We start from the raw sequence: 17850 nt of genomic DNA, 5'->3' as shown, positions 1-17850 counted from the left end.
GCCGTTGGCGGCGCTGGGGGAGGTGCGGATGATCGAGCGGTTCCGTTCGCGGTCGGTGGCCTGCGCTTGACGTTGTCCTGGTCGGTCGGCTGCGGGCAGCGTGGAGGGGGATGGCGGACGGGGTGGTCCGACTCGGCGTCGCGCTCGCCCGGTCTGGGGAGGGTGTGCGGTCGCCGGTACGAGTGCCGGGGCCCGGTGACGGAGTGGCATCCCGGCGGGGGACATCCCGCCCCGACCACTTGGTCTCAGCGGCCTCGGGCGAGCACCAGACCGCGGATAATGCGAAAGTGGAATATATCGCCCGCGATGAAGCGGCCCCTAAGGGTTGTTGTCCCGTAACTGCTGTCGCAGATGAGATGGTCTTGGGGTGGCTGGCAGAAGAGACGGGAGGAGCGCCGGCCTGCGGCAAGTGCCCCTCCAGCGGATCGCCGACACGGAGCCCCCCGGTCACGCAAGCAGGTGAGGTGGCCTATGTTCCACCCGTTGATAGGCGCCGGGAAGGCGCGGAAACGGACACGTACACACGCTGCACGCCGCACGCTATTCGAGGCGAGTGCGTCCGTAGTGGCCGTCCTGGCAGGTGCAGTGATGGGAGGCGGGGCAGTCGCCGCCGAGGCGCCAACAGATGCGAGACGGGGCGCCGACCAATGCCGCGAGGGGTACGAGTGGCGTCTGACCAAACGCTGGGACCACGTGTGTATTCCAAGCGAGCAGAAGGGCGCGATTGTCTTCGACGACATACTCGCCAACGAGCGCAAAAATCCGGACACAGGTTCGTGCAGGGCGGGATACGTGGTCCGCGACGCCGTTCCTGGCGACGACATTTGCGTCGAACAGGTATCACGGGACATCGTGCGGGAACAGAACAAGGCGGTGGCCTTCGGATGGGTAGGCACTGCCAGCCGGGACCCAGAGACCGTCATTGTCCTGCACCCCTTCAACACGGACAAAGCCGTCTACACGATCACCAGCGCGTACACGGACCCCAAGAAGCCGCTCGTGGCGGATGTGCAGGGAGCGAGCACCAGCGACGGGGCCAGCTTGTTCGTGTGGCGGAAGGAGTTGGGGGACAACCAGAGGTTCTGGTTCAGGGCGGCTCGCACCCGGGATGACAGCGTCTTCCAGAACAACTTCGAGATCATCGCGAGGCACAGCGGGAAGTGCCTGGACGCAGCGGGGTTCGGAACGGCGAACGGCACAAAGGTCATCCAATACCGGTGTACCGGCACGATCAACCAGAAGTGGTACCTCTGGCGGCGCGCCGACAACGAATGGGAGATTCGCTCCCTTCAGAGCAGTAAGTGCCTTGACGCCCACAGCCCGTCCCTCCGAGCTCCCCAACAGGAAGCCGTGCTGCAGCTGTGGACCTGCCACGGCTTCCACAACCAGGCCTGGCACCTGCGGTCCGCCAAGTGAAGGCCGCCCGGCAGAGCTCTACGGGGTTCAGGAGGCCGGGGAGGCCGCGCCAGCCGTGTCATCCCGATGTCTCCCGATCTCTTCCACGCCATCGCTCAGGGTCGTCCGCCGCCAGACCCGGAACCGGCGGGCCATCCCGCTCGTCAGCCGCTACGACCCGCAGGAACGACTCTGGTCGGACCCCATGCCCTTCCTGTTCCAGCGCCAGCGGGGAACAGCCCACGACGTTCTTGCATCCCGCACCATCGCGGGGATGCTGAGGCGGAGCTGCTACGAGATCGCCCAGACGAATCCCGTGTTCGCCGACACGAAGTTCTCCCCACACGACTTCCGCAGGCTCTTCGCCACCGACATCGTCAACGGTGGCCTGCCCATCCACGTCGGCGCCGCCCTATTGGGTCACCTGAACCTGCAGACCACCCAGGGTTACGTCGCGGTTTTCGCCGAGGACATCGTCCAGCTACCAGGAGTTCCTGAACCACCGCCGAAGCCAGCGCCCGGAGGGCGAATACTTCGATGTCGCGCCAGAGGAGTGGGGCGGAGTTCGCGAAGATGCTGCCCAGGCTCGCGGAGATCGAAAGAGACCTGGTCCTGCGCCGCAAACGCGCCGAGGAAGAACAGTGGCTCGGCGAGATCGAAGGCATCGACATGACCTTGACCTTCGTCCGCACCAAACAGGCCGACGCCGCCCGCACCGCCCAACGCGCACCCGTCGCCCTCGGCATCCCAACCACCCGCCGACCCGAAGGAGCCTGAAGCTCGTCGGACCGTCCCTCGGACGCGGGGACTCGGATGCAGCCAGCTAACATCCGGGCATGAGACGAGACCAACCGCCGAGGCCGGTCGCCGCCGGCGACGTCGTCGCTGTGTATTCCGAAGCGCTCGGTGCCTGGACCGCCTCACAGGTCACCGGCATCGACGCCGCAGCAAAATCCGCTGCGGTCCTCGAACTGGACTGGTCCGGGAGCGAGCCTTCGACCGTGGCCGACCTGGGCGACGTACAGCCGCTCCGGCTCACGCACCACAGCTGGGGCGGCAAGCTCTCCCACTGCAACCATGGGTGGCTCCTTCCGAAGAGCTTCACGGTGATCGGCTCCCTGCCCCCGCTGGTGACCAGACCCTCGTATGCCTATGGCCCGGCATGGGGGCGGGGCGAACAACTGGCCCGGCAGCGGCACTGGGACAGTGGCGACCGCGAGGACTGGACTGCCCCATATGCGCTGACGTGCACAGCTGACGAGCTGGCTGCCGAACACACCAGCGGCAGCGTACGGGCGGGCGTCGAACACCTCACGGTCCGCGGGATCACCCGGCTCGACTGCACCCTCCTCGTCGCTGCCTTTCCGGATCTAACCCGCTTGTCGCTATGGGGGAACCTGGGCACGCTCACGTCGGCGGCAGCCCTGAACCAGCTGCCGCGGCTGCAAGGGCTCACAATCACAGAACTGTTCGGGATGGACGCATCCGACTGTCTGCTGCCGCACCATGTCCCGGACATGGAGGAGGTATCGCTGTACGGCATTCCGGCGGACTACGCGGCCGCGATGCGCAAAACCTGGCGCCCCCACGTGCGACACGGAGTGCAGCTCGACGTCCGCGGTGCCCGCAAGCCGGAATGGGTCGCTGCCAACGCCACCAACCCGCTCCGCGACTGGGACGGCCGCGAGCACATCCCCCGCACCGTCTATCGCAAGGCCGTTGCCCAGTACAAGGCCACCAGGGACGCCTTCCTCGCCGAGGTCCCCAGCGGCGAGCAGCATGGCAACATCGAGGACATCGGGCGCGCCTTCGCCTCTGCCCTCAACGCGCTGGACAGCCACTCGCCCTGCATCGAGACCGTGGAACGCGAGGAGCTGTTCGACGCTCTGGACTTCCTGGTGGACGAAGCACAGACAGCCACCGGGCGCGACCTGTCCGCCGCTCGCGCGACGCTGATCGAAGGCGCGAACTCCACCCGCGACTGGTGATCGCCGCCCATCCACTGCCACCCCGTCTGTTACGACGGATGCCGTTCGAGTCGGCTCGCCTTCACTAGTGCAGAGAAGGTGGCACCGTGCGCAGGGTCCGGTCTGACTGGGGGCCCAGGTGACCGGTACGACCTGCGGGCGGGGCTTGGCGGTGGTCTGCTCGCTCATGATGCTTGCCGTTCCGTTGGGGCCGAAGCGTGGGTGCGGGCGGCGCGGCGGAGCTCGACGCCGCCGGCCCGCCAGCCGGCGGGGACCGCCCAGGAGGGATGGGTGCACAGCCGCCCGGAGAGGGTGATCAGCCGGCGCCGCAGCACGGTCGTGCCGGCTCCGGCAGGTGCCTGCGCGAGATCCGCGTAGGTCTGCTGCCACGCCCTTTCGAGGGCCAGCAGGTCATCGGGGAAGCGGAATGGTGCTCTCACACCCCAAGTGAAACACGTGTTCGATTTTCCTCGCGAGCGGCCCGTCGGCCACCCGGGGCCGACCTGAGACTTAGCGCTCTACTTGGCCCTTTAGCGTTGCAGTTGGCCCCAGTGCGCGTTCTAAGTGGCCCGCGGGGCGACAACGCCCGCCCCTACCTGCGATGGCTTCGGGGGAACCCTGTGCGGGCCGCCCCGGGTCTGGTGCGCTGGCTGCATGGACTCCGCAGTCGAGCGACGAGATCCGCCGTTCAGGTTGAGATTCTCCGTCGATGGCGGCTGGATGGAGCACACGCCAGGCTTCCTGGCGGTCCTGCCGGGTACAGCGATTCTCATCGATGTCCGCCCGGGGCACCTGATCAAGGACCGAGATGCGGTGAGGTTCGCCGCGTCGGCGGTGGCCACGGCTGCGGCGGGGTGACGCCGTCAGGTGGGGGCGGGGCTCGACGCGCTGTCCGTGCGGCGTCGCCCGATGGCCGATCCCCTCGACCTCCAAGGCCAGGTCCTCGACCTGGTTGGGGAACGCCCTCGGTTGTTCGGGGATCTCGTCGCGGCGACGTCGGTGCCGGCGGCCGCCCGTGCGTACGCCGTGCATCTGCTGTAGCACCGGCAGCTGGCCATGGACTTGGGCCAGCCGCTCGCAGATGCCACCTGGCGACCGTATCCCCTCGCGATCGACGTGGCAGACTGCCCCTCCGTGAAGATCAATATTTTGCGCGGCTCCCTCCTCGCGGGAGTGCTTGCGCTGTTCTGCTCAACGCTCGTGGCCGCACCGGCCGAGGCCGCGTTCGACCAATGCCCCACAGGGGGCCTATGCCTTTATGACGGGCCGACCGGCGGCGGTAACCAGAAGTCGGATACACAGTCGGTCGAGCGGGTCTACGGCACCTGGGATGACAAGGCTCGGTCGGTACAGAACAACACCTCCTCCTGGGCTTGTCTGTACGAGGAGACCGAGTACGGAGGCAGTTTCCGCGCCGTAGCTCCCGGCAGCTCCGTGGACGACCTCGCGGTGGGTACGGGCCCGATAAAGCCCAGTTCCCACAAGCTCGTGCCATCCCGGGGCCACTGCTTCACAGGCTTCGAGCGCTGCATGCCCAAGCAGTTGGACGGCCACGTCTGTCTTTTCACCGATGTCCGCGGGCGCGGCCAGATGTTCGCAACCACTACAACGACGATCAATGTGTATGTGGCGCCGTGGGAAAACAACATCCAGTCCGTCATGAACCGTGGCGCGTCGCCGGTCTGTTTCTACAACGACAGGTATCTCCAGGGCACCTGGACGGACTCGGACAACAAGGCGTATGAGGCGTTCATCGTGCTCCCCGGCGAGTCCGCCACCATGCCGCCGGCCTTCCAGAATTCCTTCAGCTCCCACCAGATCGACACTTCCGGCAAGGACTGCAAGCGCCCGTGAAAATCTCCCGTACCCGTCGTCTGCGCCGCCTGGGCGCCTCTGTAACCGCCCTGAGTGCTCTGCTGATAGCCGCGCCCGCCAACGCCGCCGGCGAGGACGCAGGGCAATTCATCCCAGCTAAGGCCTGGAAGCTGAGCGCAACTGAAAAGCTGTCCGACGGCGTGGTCTACACCCGGTACACCGAGGAAGAACCGCAGCCCGGCCGTAAGGATCCCCGCATCCTGAACGTCGTCCAGATCAACCCGTCGATGGGTGGCATGACGCTGCACAGCACTGTCGGCGCAGCGGCCATCCTGGCCGAGACCACGTCCTACCAACTCGGCAAGGTCACCCCCGAACAGCCCATCGCCGGCACCAACGGCGGCTACTTCTCCCCGGAGCCCGCGCACCCGGAGATCGGTCTCGACACCATCGCGTTCAACGGCAGTGCCGTCGAGAACGGCAAACTGCTCGGAGCGACCTGCCACAACGGCGGCGAGGGCAACATGGCCGTGGTGCTGCAGCACGGCGTGCCCTACATCACCCGGATCAAGACCAACCTGTCGGTCAGTGTCGGCAGCGCCAAACCAGCCGACCCCGCATCCGAACTGACAGCTCGGATCGACGACATCAACCGCAACCCCGGCCGCGCCCCCGGTTGCGCACGCGACGCCGACGACAGGGAGACGACGGTAACGGAGGCCGCCGGCGCGCCCCAGAAGGTCTACACGGACGCCGACGAGATTGTCCTGTTCAATGACAGCTACAACGCCTACACCCCGAAGCCCCGCGTCGACCCCACGATCATCACGGACGACCCTGATGGCGTTGAGGTCGTGCTGAACCCAAACCACACGGTCAAGAGCTTCCGTACAGGTCGAGGTGGAACGATCCCTGGAGCCGGCGAGACCATCCTCCAGGGCATCGGCAGCGGAGCCGACTGGCTGACGAAGAACGCGGGAACGAGGGGCACGCAGCTGTTTCTCGAGCAGACCGTCACCGACATGCGCACCGAGAACCTGATCCCCCTCGACTCATCAGTGGACATCGTCAACGGCGTCCACGAGCTGCTCCACAGCGGCAAGTACGTAGTGCCGTCCCTCACCAATCTCCTCACCCGCGGGCAGTGCGGCCGCCTCTTCGACGCCGCAGGGGAGGTCAAGGCGGATAAAACGCCCGGGGCTGCAAAGAACGACGACTTCTGCCGAGACGCGCGCACGGTCATCGGCATCGACACCGCCGGCCGCACCGTCCTCGCCACGATCACCGGCAGCAAGGCCATGGACGGCGCCTTCCCCGAGGAAATGGCCGGCTACCTGCGCGACATGTTCTCGGTCACGGACGCCCTCAACCTCGACGGCGGCGGCTCCACCACCCTCTACACCGGAAAGACCCGTCAGACCCTCCCCGGCAACGAGAACAGCACCGTGGAACGTCCGGTGTCCAACGCTGTCTACACCAGCCGCAGCGGCTACGGGATAGAACAGTAACCACACCGTGCCTCCGCCCAGAGCACCGCTCCAGTGCCCAGTGGCGAGAGATGCCCTCTGAGTACGGGCCCTGGGCCTGAGCTGCTCGGAATGCCGATCGGGCGCCGCGAGTGACGGTGGCAGCCCTGCGTTGCGTCCCCGTCCCCGCTCGGGTACGGACACGGCAACAGCCCGAGTCGGTCTCTACGGGGCCACACTCGCCGCGGCATGGGCTGAGCGTGCAGTTGGCCAGACGGGCCAAGTACAGCGCTAAGTCACACGACCGGCCGTGTTGGCCTACTCGCGCTGGACCGCCTTACCTGCGCCGTCTTCGTAGTCGTCTTCGTCCCAGCTGCCGGAAGCGTCGTTGCCGTCGTGTTCGTCTGAGAAGACCTTGGGGCGGGCCGCCTCGGTGTCGCTGGCCTCCTGGGTGGACAGGTCCGGCTTCTCGGGCAGTCCGGCTTCTTTCGCGGCATCGTGCCTCCATGGGTAGAGGCGCGGGGAAGGCGTACTTCCCCAGTAACCGCTCCCGGCGGGCCGGATGTTTGCTGGGCTGCTCCGCCCGAGGGAAGCGCTTGCGGTAACGGGGCCCAGCCGTAGGTCTGGTGGCACAGCGCGGTGACGGCGGGGCTGGTCACGCCGTGCGCCGCGCGGCACAGCTCCGCCATGTCCGCCGCCCCCCTGCCAGGGCCGGGTGCCGGTCGTACAGGCCGGTGCGGTGCGGGCGTGCGGCTGTTCGGGCGTGCCTTCGCCTTGCCCTTCGGCTTGGGCTTGGCCGCGGGGCGCACAGGGCCTCGGCGGGTTTGCCCTGCGCGGCCGAGCTGGCGCCGGAGCGGCCGTTCTGCGGGGGCGCCGTCCGGGCCTGGTGACCCTCGCCGGATGCTTCCCGCGCTGCGGGTGCGGGGCGGTCGGAGCCGGGCTCGCGGCCCGCCTCGGTACCGGCGTCGGCCGGGGGTCCGGGTGGGGGCCCGGGCAGGCGGGAGAGGGGCAGGGCCGTCCCGGTGCCGGGCTGAACGGGGCGGGGAGCGCCGGGGGGCTTGTGGTCCGCTGGCACCGTGGCAGAGGAGGCTCCGGCGGGCCGGGCCGGGCGGGGACGGGATGGACGGTGACGCATCCGGAGGCCGCGAGGAACGCGGCGAGGAGCAGAGGCAGGGACCAGCGGCGCATGGCTGTCACCGTGCCGCAGCCGGCCGCGTCGAGATGCCGGTGGAGGAGAAGCCGCATCCGGACGGGTTCCCAAACGGCGGCCGGTAAGGCGGGCGGGGTGGGACGGCCGTTCGCGGGATACCGTGTGTTTGCCCTGGTCAGCGGGCGTAATGGGCGGGCCGTGTATCGGGGCGAGGACGGAGATGGTCAGCCTGTCGCGGTTCGTGTGCTGCCCCAGGACGCGAAGTCGGGTTTCCATGGCTTGCTGGACAACGAACGGGCATGTCTGACATGGCTGGCGGGCGCAGGCCCGGCACCCGCCTTCATCGCCTCCGGCCAGGAGGAGGGGTTGCGGTTCCTGGTGAGTCGGTGGCTGCCTGGAGTGACCTGGGGGCGCTCTGTCGTCGCGGGTACGGCCCGGACCCGCAGCATCTCCTGCCGGCCGCTGCGTTCGCGCTCGCCGAACTCCACGCAGCGGGCGTCGCCCACGGTGATCTGAACTCTCGCGATATTCTCGTTGATGACCACGGCACCGTCGGCTTCATCGACTTCGAGTCGGGAGTCGTTCTCGGCGATCCGGCGCCCGTGAACCTGATGACGTATGTGGCCTGGGCGCTGGCCGCTCCCGAGCGGTTTCACCGCGTGCCTGACGGGTGCCGCCCGCGGGCGACACCGGCCGGGGACCAGTACACATTGGCCGCGCTTTTCCACCGGCTTCTGACCGGTTCCCTGCCACGGGACAACCCGCCTGGAGTCGGCCCCCGCAACCCGCCTCCATCCGTCCCCGCACGGAACCTGACCGGCGAAGCCGCCGAACGCTGGCCCCTTCTTCCTGCCGTCCTGGCGACTGCTCTGTCTCGCGATCCCGCACACCGCCACCCGACCAGCTGGAACTTCGCGCACGGTATCGCCCACGCCATGGTCAACGCGGGGACGGAATACCCACCCACCCCATGACCCCCTACCCTCACCGCCGAGGCGTTTGGGCTCTCCTGCACGCCGTCCCCGAAGCCATCCAGTGCTTGATCTCGGCCAACCGCGTGAGGTCTAGGACGAGGGGAAGGCCGCGGACCGGGGTGGCGGAGTTCAGCGCCGTTGACCGGGGCGTTTACCGGCACCTGCTCAGGTTCCAGCGGCTGCGTCTGGACGTGACCGCCGGTGACGTCCCGCTCGTCGGCCAGGGCCCGGCCGCGTCCGCTGGCTGACGCCTGTCTCGCGCTGACGAACGGAACCCTCGGGGCCGGCGCGGCTGCGTGCCGGACCTCCGCGTGGTGTCCCCCAAGGAGTGATTCCGGCCCTCGCGTCCGCCCTCGTAATCGCGTGGCGTCCTTCCGGCAGGCCTGACCGTCCCGCTCCGGCAACCGTACGCACAGTCGCGTGTGCAGCGGGGTCGGCAGTCGCGGGTCGCGCAGCGCGCGTGCTTCGCAGGCCGGCTGTGTGTCAGGCAGGGCGGAGGGTGGGGTAGGGGGTGAGGGTGAGGTAATGGCCTGCGGTTGCGTGGTCAGGGGTGATGGGCAAGGGGAGCATGTGGCTGGTTCCGTGGCCGCCGAGCCCTTGGCCGGCCCGGCCGGACAGGGGGTTGCGGAGCTTTGCGTAGAGGTGGTCGGGGGAGAGGGATCGGGCGTCGTGGAGGTCTTCGGTGCCGGTGATGATGTTGAGGAACGATTCGTGCAGCCGCAAGGGGCGTTGGTCGCGGTGGCTGAGTTGCTGGGCTTGCCGGAAGTAGGCGTCACGGCCGTCATGGATGCGGTAGAAAGCGCCGACGAGGATCAGCAGGCGTTCGTAGGCATTGCGGTAGGCGGTCTGGTAGAAGGCCCGCGCGGCCTCGGCTTCGACTTCGCCGCGCAGGACGGCGGTGATCGCGGCAGCGGAGAGCAGCCCGCTGTACATGGCCAGGTGCACGCCGGTGGACAGCAGCGGGTCCAGAAAGCAGGCGGCGTCGCCGGCGAGATACCAGCCCGGTCCGCAGAACGCTTCGGCGGTGTAGGAGTAGTCGCTTTCGGTCTTCAGCACGGAGTCCTGACGCGCCCCTTGGAGGATCCGCCCCAGCAGGGGGCACCGGCCGAGTGCTTCCTCGTAGACAGCGTCTATGGAACCAAGGGTGTCGCGGGCCTGCTGGAAGGAGCGTTTGTCGGTGACCAGGCCGACGCTGAGGGTCCCATCGTGGAGCGGGATGGCCCAGAGCCAGCCATGGTCGGGCAGTGAGAACACGCCGATCGAGCCTGCCGGGGCCTGCGGCAGCGCAGTAGCGCCGCGCCAGTAGCCCCACACGGCGACGTTTCGGAAGACGTCGTGGACCCGCCGCACCCCCAGCTGCCGGGCCCCCAGTACACCGGCCCGGCCCGTGGCGTCGACCAGCTGGGTGAAGCCGATGCACCCGTCGCGGCCGTCCTCGTCCAGCCACAATCCGTCTCCGGTCTACCCTTCGGGTTCGATGCCGTCGAGGTCAAGCAGATCAGTAAGAACGGCCAGCTGATCACCAGAAAGCAGGCCGGCCCCGCGAACGGGGAGGTCACAATCGTCCGCGGCCTGGACAAGAGCGATGCGTTCACCGCTTGGGTGAACAAGACGTTGGCCGAGCAGAAGCCCGACGAGGCCAGCCCGAACTTGACCATCGCCCAGCACGACGAACAGGGCCAGCCGGCCCACCGCCTCACCCTGACCAACGCCTACGCCACCGGTTCCAGCAGCCTCGGCGCGTTGGAGAGCGAGCCGGCCATTGAGAAGGTCACGATCGTCTACGAGGACATCGCTATCGAATAGCGGGCCTGCGGGCTCTGTGCGGGCCCAGCCACGCATGTCTTCCTGGGGCCGACACCTCCGGCGTGGCGGCCCTTTCACCTGCCCGGCATCCGCCACCTACGCCGGACAGCAGCGGCGGAGGCCGACCCAGAATGACATGGGCCCGCCCGGGCAGGCCGCCGCCTTCCCGCTCGATGTATTGCGTGAGGGCCTGGACGCCCTTGTGGAAGTTCAGCAGTCCGGAGAACCGGTCGGACAGGGCCAGGGTCTGGCCGGCGAGAACGTCGGCGATGCGGAGGGAGGCCCCCGCGTTGTGGCGGGGGCCTGGCTGGGTGGGGGTGGTTAGTCGGGGAACTCGTCGAAGTGGGTGCTGTCTCCGTGGAAGGTCAGGGGGGTGCCGACGTGGGTGCCGTCCTGGCGGGTGACCTGGATGGTGTGGTCGCCGACCCACATGGCGGCCGCCTTGTTCGGAGGCGTCGTCAGAGTGTGGGTCACCGACTTGTGTTCGAGGTTCTTGGTGGCGGTGCTGCGGGAGTAGCCCAGTGCCAGGCTGTAGGTGGTGGTGACCGAGGCGCTTGCGACGCCGGAGCTGACCCCTACCTGTGCGCTGACGGAGATGCCCACTTCAGCGCTGAAGGTGTCGCTCCTGTCCTTCTCCACGCCGACCGTCACCGTTTCCGAGACGGACTGCGGGGAGCTGGTGGTGTTGTTGACGAACCGGTGCATGTACCACGAGGCCAGGCGTTCGATCCGGTAGAAGGGGGAGTTGGTGAGCTTCCACGACGCCGGCTTGTCGTCGTCCTTCACGGCCATGAACGGCACCCACACCGCGTTGACCGTCGTCTCCGGCGTACGGTCAGCCGGCCGGGTCCTGCCCGTCAGCTTTGGGAACCCGTCCGGATGCGGCTTCTCCTCCACCGGCATCTCGACGCACAGGACCCGACGCTCCGGCGCTCCCTTGGAGGGCTCGTCCCAGCTCGATGCCGCGGTGAAGGTGTTCGGTGCGACCAGCGCCCGGTGGCCGCCGTCTCGTCCGTCCTGGTAGGCGGGGGGCACCTGATTCGCCCACACGCTGAAGTAGTCCTTCGCCCCGGTGCCCTTGTCCTCGTAGACCCACTTCAGGTCCGCCATGTGCGTGAGGTCCTCCCGCACACACATCACTGCCGTCAGCGCGGGCTTGTCGTAGGTGTTCTCCGACATGACACAGCCCATTGCCACGTAGCCCCCGGGCGGGACCGGACGCCAGCACGCACCGTAGTGCTTGCCGCCGCTGCCCACGTCCTTCCAGACGACGGTGTAGTCCTCGGGATGCGCCAGGGGCGGCTTCTTGCCCTCACTCGCCTTGGCCGGGCCGTCCTTCACGCACAGCGAGACGATGTGTTCCTTGACCTTGGTGGTGGGGGTCTTGGGGTTCAGATTCTCCGATCCCCACGCCGGCAGCGCGACCGACCCGAGCGCGTGGAAGCCCTGCGGGGGCTTGGGGTGCCAGAAGCTCACCCAGTACTTGCCGCCCGTGCTCTCGTCGTCCCAGCACCAGCTGTACTGGTCGGTGAAGGCAAGCTCAAGCTCGCCGAAAACCATTGACTTGGTCAAGGTTGCTCCCTTGCGGCGGATTCATCCGCGTTGACGGAATTCCTTGATCCAATTGGGCCATGCGCCTTCCCCGCAAAGGAACCGCCTTCACTCCACCGGCGGAGCGCACCATCAAGCTCTCAGGAGCATGTCCACGGCGCACGCCCGGACGGGGCAGCAGTTGCCTCATGCCGGGCGCCCCGCACGGGCTCCGGAGCCGAACACGCCCCCTTCCCACAAGCGTGGATGGCTTTGATCACGAGAAAGCGAGGATGGACAGCACCAGCCTGTGACCCGTCGGTCGCCGCGGTTCGGGCTCCCGGTAGCGTCACCGGGGCACCGAATTGAAGGAGACCGGCTACTCGTGGCACTGGGCATCATTGGGTCGGCGGCTGGCCTGTTCGTCGTCACCAACATTGACGACATCCTGATTCTGGCGCTGTTCTTCGCTCAGGGTGCCGGCCACCCGGGCTCCACCCGCCGGATCGTGCTGGGGCAGTACCTGGGCTTCGCCGCGATCCTCGCCGTGGCGGTGGCCGCCGCGTTCGGTGCCACCTTCCTGCCCGAGTCGGCTATTCCCTACCTCGGTCTGCTGCCGCTGGCCCTGGGCTTCAAGGCCGCCTGGAAGGCCTGGAAGGACCACCGGGACGGCAGCGAGGACGAGGCGGAGCAACAGGCCAAGCAGGGCGGGCCAGGCCCTCTGGAGGTTGCGGCCGTCACCTTCGCCAACGGCGGCGACAACATCGGCGTCTACGTGCCGGTCTTCGCCACCGCTGGCGTCGGCGGGATGACGGTGTACGCCGCGGTGTTCCTCGTGCTCGTGGCGGTGTGGTGCTACGCAGGCAAGTTCTTCGCAACCCGGCCCGTCATCGCCAAGGGCCTCGCCCGCTGAGGCCACATCCTGCTGCCCCTGGTCCTGATCACCATCGGCCTGCTCATCCTCATCGAGGGCGGCGCCTTCGGCCTGTGGCCCGAGGCGGCCGCCACCGGACCAGTGGCCCTGACGGCTCCGTTGCGCCGTTTGGACGGGTGATGCGGCGGCCGTCCTCGGTCCGGCCCGCTCGTGGCTGTTCTGGCCGACTCCTGGAAGTGGGGCGATCGCGAGGGAGGCCGCGGGATGGTGCTCAGGCCGCCGGTGGAGCCGATGCTGGCGCAGGCCGCGGAGCGGCTGCCGGGGCCGGCTGTGCTGCGGTCGGGGGTGGCCTTTGAGCAGAAGTTATGGACAGGGTTTTGTGGTGTCCGGTGTCCGGCCAGTCATGCTGAGCAAACCCTCCAGTATTGAGACCGTGCACGATCTGGTGTCAGCGGCGGCTGTTACGGTCCGGCCATGACACGCCCCGACCACGTACTTGCTGTCCTGCGCCGGAATCCTGATCTGGTGAGGCTGGCTGCGGGATCCTTCGATTTTGATCTTGACCGGGCTGAGCACGTGGAAGAGGTCCGTCTGGCGAGCGGAGCGCCGCTGACGGCCGTGGCGGGCGACGACACCGGTGGAACCTATTTCACTTGTGCCGACGGTGCTGTGCTGTACGCGAGCTCCGAGGGCGAAGCCGGCCTCATCGGCGCCAGCATGGACGAGGCTCTGGAGATCCTCTTCGGTCTGCCAGGCTGGCACGACTACACCGAACTCGACCTCGCGGCCGATGACGAAGCGCTGGAGGCGGTGTTCAACCGGACCGAAGACGAGATTCGGGGCTCTTTCGGCCCCGAGCTGGACGCCGATCGCAGCACGCTGCTCAGCGGGTTGGGTCTGCGCGAGCTCCCCAGGAGGGACCTACTGCACAGGCTGCAGGAGTCCCTTCTGCGGACCGAGCCGGAGTACCTGCTGCTGAACGCGGATGAAGGCTGCGCGTACGAGTTGCTGGACCGTCTTCGGCGTCCGCCGCTCTGGCAGGCGGTTCTCGCTCCCGGCCGGACCGATCTGGCCCGGATGCGGGCGGACGGCGACTGCTGGGACGCGATTGTGCGCGATCCGGCACGGCGGGCCACCGTTTTGCGCGCTGCCCAGTACGACCGCCAGCCGGGCGACCTGCAGCTTCTGCGCACACTTCTGCGGCAGGAAGTCCGCCGCGGCCCCACTGAAGAACTCCGCCTCGCTGCGGTTCTGGTCGCCCTGCACGGTGAGACGCAGGACCACGCTCTGCTGTGGTCCCTGCGGGACTCCGACCCCGATCTCCACTTCCTACTCGGTGGTTTCCCCGATTTCGCACCAGCCCTCACGCAGTGGGCGGCGGACCTCGACGAGTCGAACTACGGCCAGGATCCTCACGACGAATACGACCTCACCTGGACGGCGCTGGCCCGCCGCCAAGGGCAGACCGAACTGGCCCGTGCCGCGCTCATACGCCTCCTCGACGACACAGGCCCGCATGATGTAGCCCTGCTCGGGTCTATCGCGAACGAGCTCGAGATCCTCGGGGACCTTGGGCAGGCGATCCGGGCACGCCGCCTGCACGCGTCCCTGCAGGACGACGCCGGCAAACGCGGCGCGGCCCTCGTCGACCTCGCCTCTTTGCAACGCCGCCACGGCGAGGTAGAGGCAGCCTGGCAGTCCCTTCAACGGGCAGTCACGCTACTCGACGGCCCGCCACCACTGCCGCCTGCCAACCAGCCGGCGCTCGATCCTGATCTGTCAAAACCGTCTTGTCAGACCTTGACTTGGCGGGAGCTCGGCCTGGGAGTCAGGGTCACCGAGGAATACTTCCTCATCACACAGGCCGCCGTGCCGCTCGGTCTCCACGAGGTGGCCCGGGCGGCACTTCGGTCGGGGAAGACCCTGCTCGACGGCCTTGCTCACCCCATCGAGAACCTGCGCCAGACCGCAGAGGCTGCGCAGACACTTGCAGTACCACGGCCCGCCTGAGAATCGCCCTGGAGCGCGGTCGGCGTGCTGGTGGACGGCACGGTCCCCCGGCCCGGTGTCATCTTCACCGTGTACGAGATGAAGCGCCTCGGCCGCGACGCCGCCGAACTCACCGCACTGGCCGACCACCTCGCGGCCCACGGCCTGATGCTGGAGATGCTCGCCGGCCCCCTGCCCGGGATCTACGACCCCACCGGGCCGGGCAAGCTGCTGTTCGCGTTCCTCGCCGCGATGGCGGATACCGAGCGGGAGAAGATCCGAGAGTCGACGCTGGAGGGGCTCGACACCGCGGTCCGCAAGGGCAAGCACGGCGGCCGGCCGCCGGTCATCACCGACGACATGCTGCACACCGTGCTGCGGCGCCGGGCGCTCGGCGAGTCCGTCGAGCAGATCCAGCCCGACCTGTTCATCCCCACCGGCAAACGGAAGGGACAGAACCCCTCCCTCGCCAACATCTACCGGGCGCTCGCGGACGCACGAGAAACGGGCCGCGTACCCGGAAGCCGTCGAACAGGCCCGCGCCGACTTCCCCGCCCTCACCGGCGGCGAGGTTCCTGAACCTCGCACAGAGGCCAAGGCTCTAACGACACGCTGAGTAACTTGTCACTTCGCGGCAACTTCGGGAAAACAGGACCACCACCCGCACCCCGGCCGCAGACCGTACGGGGCAGAAGAAGGGACGCGCTCCGCGCGACGCACCCACAACGCGAGGCCAGGGCCCTCCCCCCGGCAGCGGAGCCCGCTGCGCCGAAGCCGCGGTCACGCGCATGTACGGCCTCGCTCAGGGAAGGGTGATCATGGCGCCCTGCCCAGGCGGCAGGCTCGCGCTGGCTCCGGGGCTCTGGCCTCCGGAAGAGCGGAGCGAAGACCGGCCAGACAAGACTGTCACTGATAGTAATGATGAGAATACGGAAGCGCTGGCATAGACGGGAAGGTGCAGAGACCGATGGGCCATGTGTACGAGAACGAAGACGGGCAAAAGCACGACCTCAACGACCCCCTGAGGTTCTCCGACGACATCCTGTGGCTCACAGGGGGATGGGACAGGAAGAGCGGGTACACCGAGTACGAGCTGACAGCCACGTACGGCGAACCCGAGCAAAAGACGGTGGCCCTGGGCACGGCGAAGGGCAAAGCCGACGATGACGAACTCAAGATCGAGTACCGGGACCGCGACGGCTACGCACAGGCGCGGGTGAGGACGAACGACCTCGGCCACCTGGTACTGACATACGACTGCGCATTCCTCGGCAAGTCCTCTCGCGGCGACGAGGTCCGCATCGACGCCGACTGACCCGAGCCGAGTCGCAGCGCACGCGCCGCCCGCCCTGCTCGTCGGGCGGGTAGACGATCACGCGCAGGCCAGGGCTCATTCCTCCACGGTGGGTGCGGCCGGTCATTCCAGCACCCCCAGGGCGGTGTCGGGGCGGCAGGCCGGGCAGGCCTGTACGCCGTCGGCGACGGGGCGTCGTGCGAGGTCGGTGGTGGCGGGCTTGCAGCGGCTGCGGGTGTCCCCAGCTGCTGCCGACGAGCCCCGCGCAGTCGGCCGACCTGCGCCGATCCCGTACTCGATCAGCCACTCCGGAGGCGGCGGCGCAGGCCTGCGCGCCGCCTCCACCGACGGCGTCCACCAGCTCGTAAAGGCGCCGATCGTGCAGGTCTGGGATCGTCTGAACACCCACGTCTCCCACGCCATGCGCGAGTTGGTCGCCGAGCGCGCCTGGCTGAAGGCGTTCCTACTTCCCGCCTACTCGCCCAACCTCAACCCCGTGGAGTGGGTCTGGGCACACGTCAAACGCAGCCTGGCCAACCTCGCGGTCATGGCCCTCGACCGACTCGAGGCCCTCGTACCCAACCGGCTCAAATGCCTGCAGTACCGACCCGATACCCTCGACGGCTTCATAGCCGGCACCGGCCTGACCCTCGACACCCCAACGTCACCCTGGCAAGCCAAGTCAGTAGCCGCTCGAACCTGCTTCACGCCGTACTTGAGCCAGTCGGAGCGGTGTCCCGCCCAGTACGGGGAGGTGCGTGCTCGTTGGGCCGGGACACGAGGTGACGGAGGGGCCGAGCAAGCTGGTCGGGTTCGCCTGGCCGGTTCGGCAAGCTCAACGGACGAAACCACAGACCTTGGCGGGCGGGCACGGCATGCCACCGCCGGGGTCGTTGGTGAGCGCAATCAGGAAGCACACCGCCACCATCAGCAAAAAGCCGCCTATGGCGACCCACAGCGCATTGCGGCCCCACCAAGCCGTCATCTTCTCGTGCCGGATGCGACGAGCCGGGCCGGCCCCGTCGTGACGGTCACCCGTCATGATTCCCCCCAGGATTGCTCACTCATGAGTACCCGGGCTATTCCCACCTCTGCCCGATGGCATGCGGATCGCCCCGGGACAGTTCACCCGGACTCGCCGACGTCGATGACACGCCACGCTCTGGCCCCGGTGACGTACCGCTGTCCCATGGCCTTGACCACGAGACCCTCGACGCCTGACATATCGGTCCAGTTCTCCAACCACTCACGGGCCACGACATCCGTGGCCATGGGACAGAGCGTCCACGGCGCGGTCAGAGAGCGGGCGGCGAACAACGCCTCCAACCGTCTGCGGCGCTCCCTGTAAGGCAGTGACAGGAGCTCTGTGCCGTCCTGCTGCAGGATGGCGAAGACCACGTAGTGGGCGGGCAGGCGAGCTGCGAGGGTTGCGGCGGAGCGGCTGTGGGCTGCGGCCCGGCGTTGCAACCCCTAGCGCTCGATTTGGCGGAGCCGAGCCCTCTGGTCGCCGGGTCCGGCGTCCTCCCCGTCGGGACCGGGGGTGGCCTGCCCCAGGCCCCGGCGGATCGCGATCTCCACGGGTGAGTACGC

18 protein-coding genes and 2 pseudogenes are annotated in these 17850 nt (G+C 68.1%); 14 read left to right on the top strand and 6 right to left on the bottom strand.

Going from position 1 to position 17850, the window contains the following annotated elements:
* Positions 1–564 precede the first annotated feature (564 nt).
* From ACIP5M_RS16170 to ACIP5M_RS16155, 4 genes are all read left to right on the top strand, one after another.
* Positions 565–1416, top strand: a complete 852-nt coding sequence (locus ACIP5M_RS16170) for an RICIN domain-containing protein (RefSeq protein ID WP_401197264.1) — start codon at positions 565–567, stop codon at positions 1414–1416.
* A 184-nt stretch (positions 1417–1600) separates the two neighbouring features.
* Positions 1601–2068, top strand: coding sequence for a tyrosine-type recombinase/integrase (locus tag ACIP5M_RS16165; protein WP_401197261.1), 468 nt, complete (start codon positions 1601–1603; stop codon positions 2066–2068).
* Positions 1972–2172: a recombinase gene (locus tag ACIP5M_RS16160; RefSeq protein ID WP_401197992.1), complete on the top strand. Its 201-nt coding sequence runs from the start codon at positions 1972–1974 to the stop codon at positions 2170–2172. The genes ACIP5M_RS16165 and ACIP5M_RS16160 overlap by 97 nt, the downstream gene beginning before the upstream one ends.
* Before the next feature lie 59 nt (positions 2173–2231).
* On the top strand, positions 2232–3383 hold the full coding sequence (locus ACIP5M_RS16155) for a hypothetical protein (RefSeq protein WP_401197259.1): 1152 nt from the start codon (positions 2232–2234) through the stop codon (positions 3381–3383).
* A gap of 164 nt (positions 3384–3547) precedes the next feature.
* Here ACIP5M_RS16155 and ACIP5M_RS16150 read toward each other — a convergent pair whose 3' ends face one another.
* Complete coding sequence (locus ACIP5M_RS16150) at positions 3548–3802, bottom strand: hypothetical protein (RefSeq protein WP_401197256.1); 255 nt, start codon at positions 3800–3802, stop codon at positions 3548–3550.
* Between the two features lie 214 nt (positions 3803–4016).
* Here ACIP5M_RS16150 and ACIP5M_RS16145 point away from each other — a divergent pair, with 214 nt between their 5' ends.
* From ACIP5M_RS16145 to ACIP5M_RS16130, 4 genes are all read left to right on the top strand, one after another.
* Positions 4017–4220 carry a hypothetical protein gene (locus ACIP5M_RS16145; RefSeq protein ID WP_401197254.1) on the top strand — a complete coding sequence of 68 codons (204 nt, stop codon included), beginning with the start codon at positions 4017–4019 and terminating at the stop codon, positions 4218–4220.
* 276 nt (positions 4221–4496) lie between these two features.
* The gene (locus ACIP5M_RS16140) at positions 4497–5216 is read left to right on the top strand and encodes a peptidase inhibitor family I36 protein (RefSeq protein WP_401197253.1); all 720 of its coding nucleotides are present in this window, start codon (positions 4497–4499) and stop codon (positions 5214–5216) included.
* On the top strand, positions 5213–6685 hold the full coding sequence (locus ACIP5M_RS16135; protein ID WP_401197251.1) for a phosphodiester glycosidase family protein: 1473 nt from the start codon (positions 5213–5215) through the stop codon (positions 6683–6685). The genes ACIP5M_RS16140 and ACIP5M_RS16135 overlap by 4 nt, the downstream gene beginning before the upstream one ends.
* A gap of 1494 nt (positions 6686–8179) precedes the next feature.
* Complete coding sequence (locus ACIP5M_RS16130) at positions 8180–8767, top strand: lipopolysaccharide kinase InaA family protein (protein WP_401197248.1); 588 nt, start codon at positions 8180–8182, stop codon at positions 8765–8767.
* A gap of 483 nt (positions 8768–9250) precedes the next feature.
* On the opposite strand, the gene ACIP5M_RS16125 is transcribed toward ACIP5M_RS16130, so the two are convergent.
* Entirely contained in the window at positions 9251–10117 is an 867-nt protein-coding gene (locus ACIP5M_RS16125; RefSeq protein ID WP_401197246.1) for a tryptophan 7-halogenase, read from the bottom strand.
* Here ACIP5M_RS16125 and ACIP5M_RS16120 point away from each other — a divergent pair.
* A complete protein-coding gene (locus tag ACIP5M_RS16120; protein WP_401197244.1) occupies positions 10103–10573 on the top strand; it encodes a phage tail protein in 471 nt (156 codons plus the stop codon). The two genes, ACIP5M_RS16125 and ACIP5M_RS16120, sit on opposite strands and share 15 nt — an antisense overlap.
* 321 nt (positions 10574–10894) lie before the next feature.
* On the opposite strand, the gene ACIP5M_RS16115 is transcribed toward ACIP5M_RS16120, so the two are convergent.
* On the bottom strand, positions 10895–12145 hold the full coding sequence (locus ACIP5M_RS16115) for a Vps62-related protein (protein WP_401197242.1): 1251 nt from the start codon (positions 12143–12145) through the stop codon (positions 10895–10897).
* Between the two features lie 343 nt (positions 12146–12488).
* Between ACIP5M_RS16115 and ACIP5M_RS16110 the strand changes: the two are divergent.
* The 4 genes and pseudogenes from ACIP5M_RS16110 to ACIP5M_RS16095 all read left to right on the top strand — a co-directional run.
* A pseudogene (locus ACIP5M_RS16110) lies at positions 12489–13091 on the top strand (cadmium resistance transporter); the annotation flags it as partial.
* A 360-nt stretch (positions 13092–13451) separates the two neighbouring features.
* On the top strand, positions 13452–14987 hold the full coding sequence (locus ACIP5M_RS16105) for a hypothetical protein (RefSeq protein ID WP_401197239.1): 1536 nt from the start codon (positions 13452–13454) through the stop codon (positions 14985–14987).
* Between the two features lie 24 nt (positions 14988–15011).
* Entirely contained in the window at positions 15012–15545 is a 534-nt protein-coding gene (locus tag ACIP5M_RS16100; RefSeq protein ID WP_401197237.1) for a recombinase family protein, read from the top strand.
* A 388-nt stretch (positions 15546–15933) separates the two neighbouring features.
* On the top strand, positions 15934–16281 hold the full coding sequence (locus tag ACIP5M_RS16095; RefSeq protein ID WP_401197234.1) for a hypothetical protein: 348 nt from the start codon (positions 15934–15936) through the stop codon (positions 16279–16281).
* Between the two features lie 102 nt (positions 16282–16383).
* Here the strand turns inward: ACIP5M_RS16095 and ACIP5M_RS16090 are convergent, their stop codons facing one another.
* The gene (locus ACIP5M_RS16090; protein WP_401197232.1) at positions 16384–16665 is read right to left on the bottom strand and encodes a DUF6233 domain-containing protein; all 282 of its coding nucleotides are present in this window, start codon (positions 16663–16665) and stop codon (positions 16384–16386) included.
* Between the two features lie 16 nt (positions 16666–16681).
* Between ACIP5M_RS16090 and ACIP5M_RS16085 the strand changes: the two are divergent.
* A pseudogene (locus tag ACIP5M_RS16085) lies at positions 16682–16738 on the top strand (IS630 family transposase); the annotation flags it as partial.
* A gap of 357 nt (positions 16739–17095) precedes the next feature.
* Here the strand turns inward: ACIP5M_RS16085 and ACIP5M_RS16080 are convergent.
* Both ACIP5M_RS16080 and ACIP5M_RS16075 read right to left on the bottom strand, forming a co-directional pair.
* On the bottom strand, positions 17096–17302 hold the full coding sequence (locus ACIP5M_RS16080; protein WP_401198026.1) for a hypothetical protein: 207 nt from the start codon (positions 17300–17302) through the stop codon (positions 17096–17098).
* Positions 17303–17385: 83 nt separating this feature from the next.
* Positions 17386–17727 carry a hypothetical protein gene (locus tag ACIP5M_RS16075; RefSeq protein WP_401197230.1) on the bottom strand — a complete coding sequence of 114 codons (342 nt, stop codon included), beginning with the start codon at positions 17725–17727 and terminating at the stop codon, positions 17386–17388.
* Positions 17728–17850: the final 123 nt, after the last annotated feature.

Source organism: Streptomyces sp. NPDC088762 (assembly GCF_044750905.1).
In the GTDB taxonomy this organism is placed as follows: Bacteria; Actinomycetota; Actinomycetes; order Streptomycetales; family Streptomycetaceae; genus Streptomyces.
Note: the sequence above shows the minus strand (reverse complement) of the source record. Positions and strands in the feature narration are given on the sequence as shown.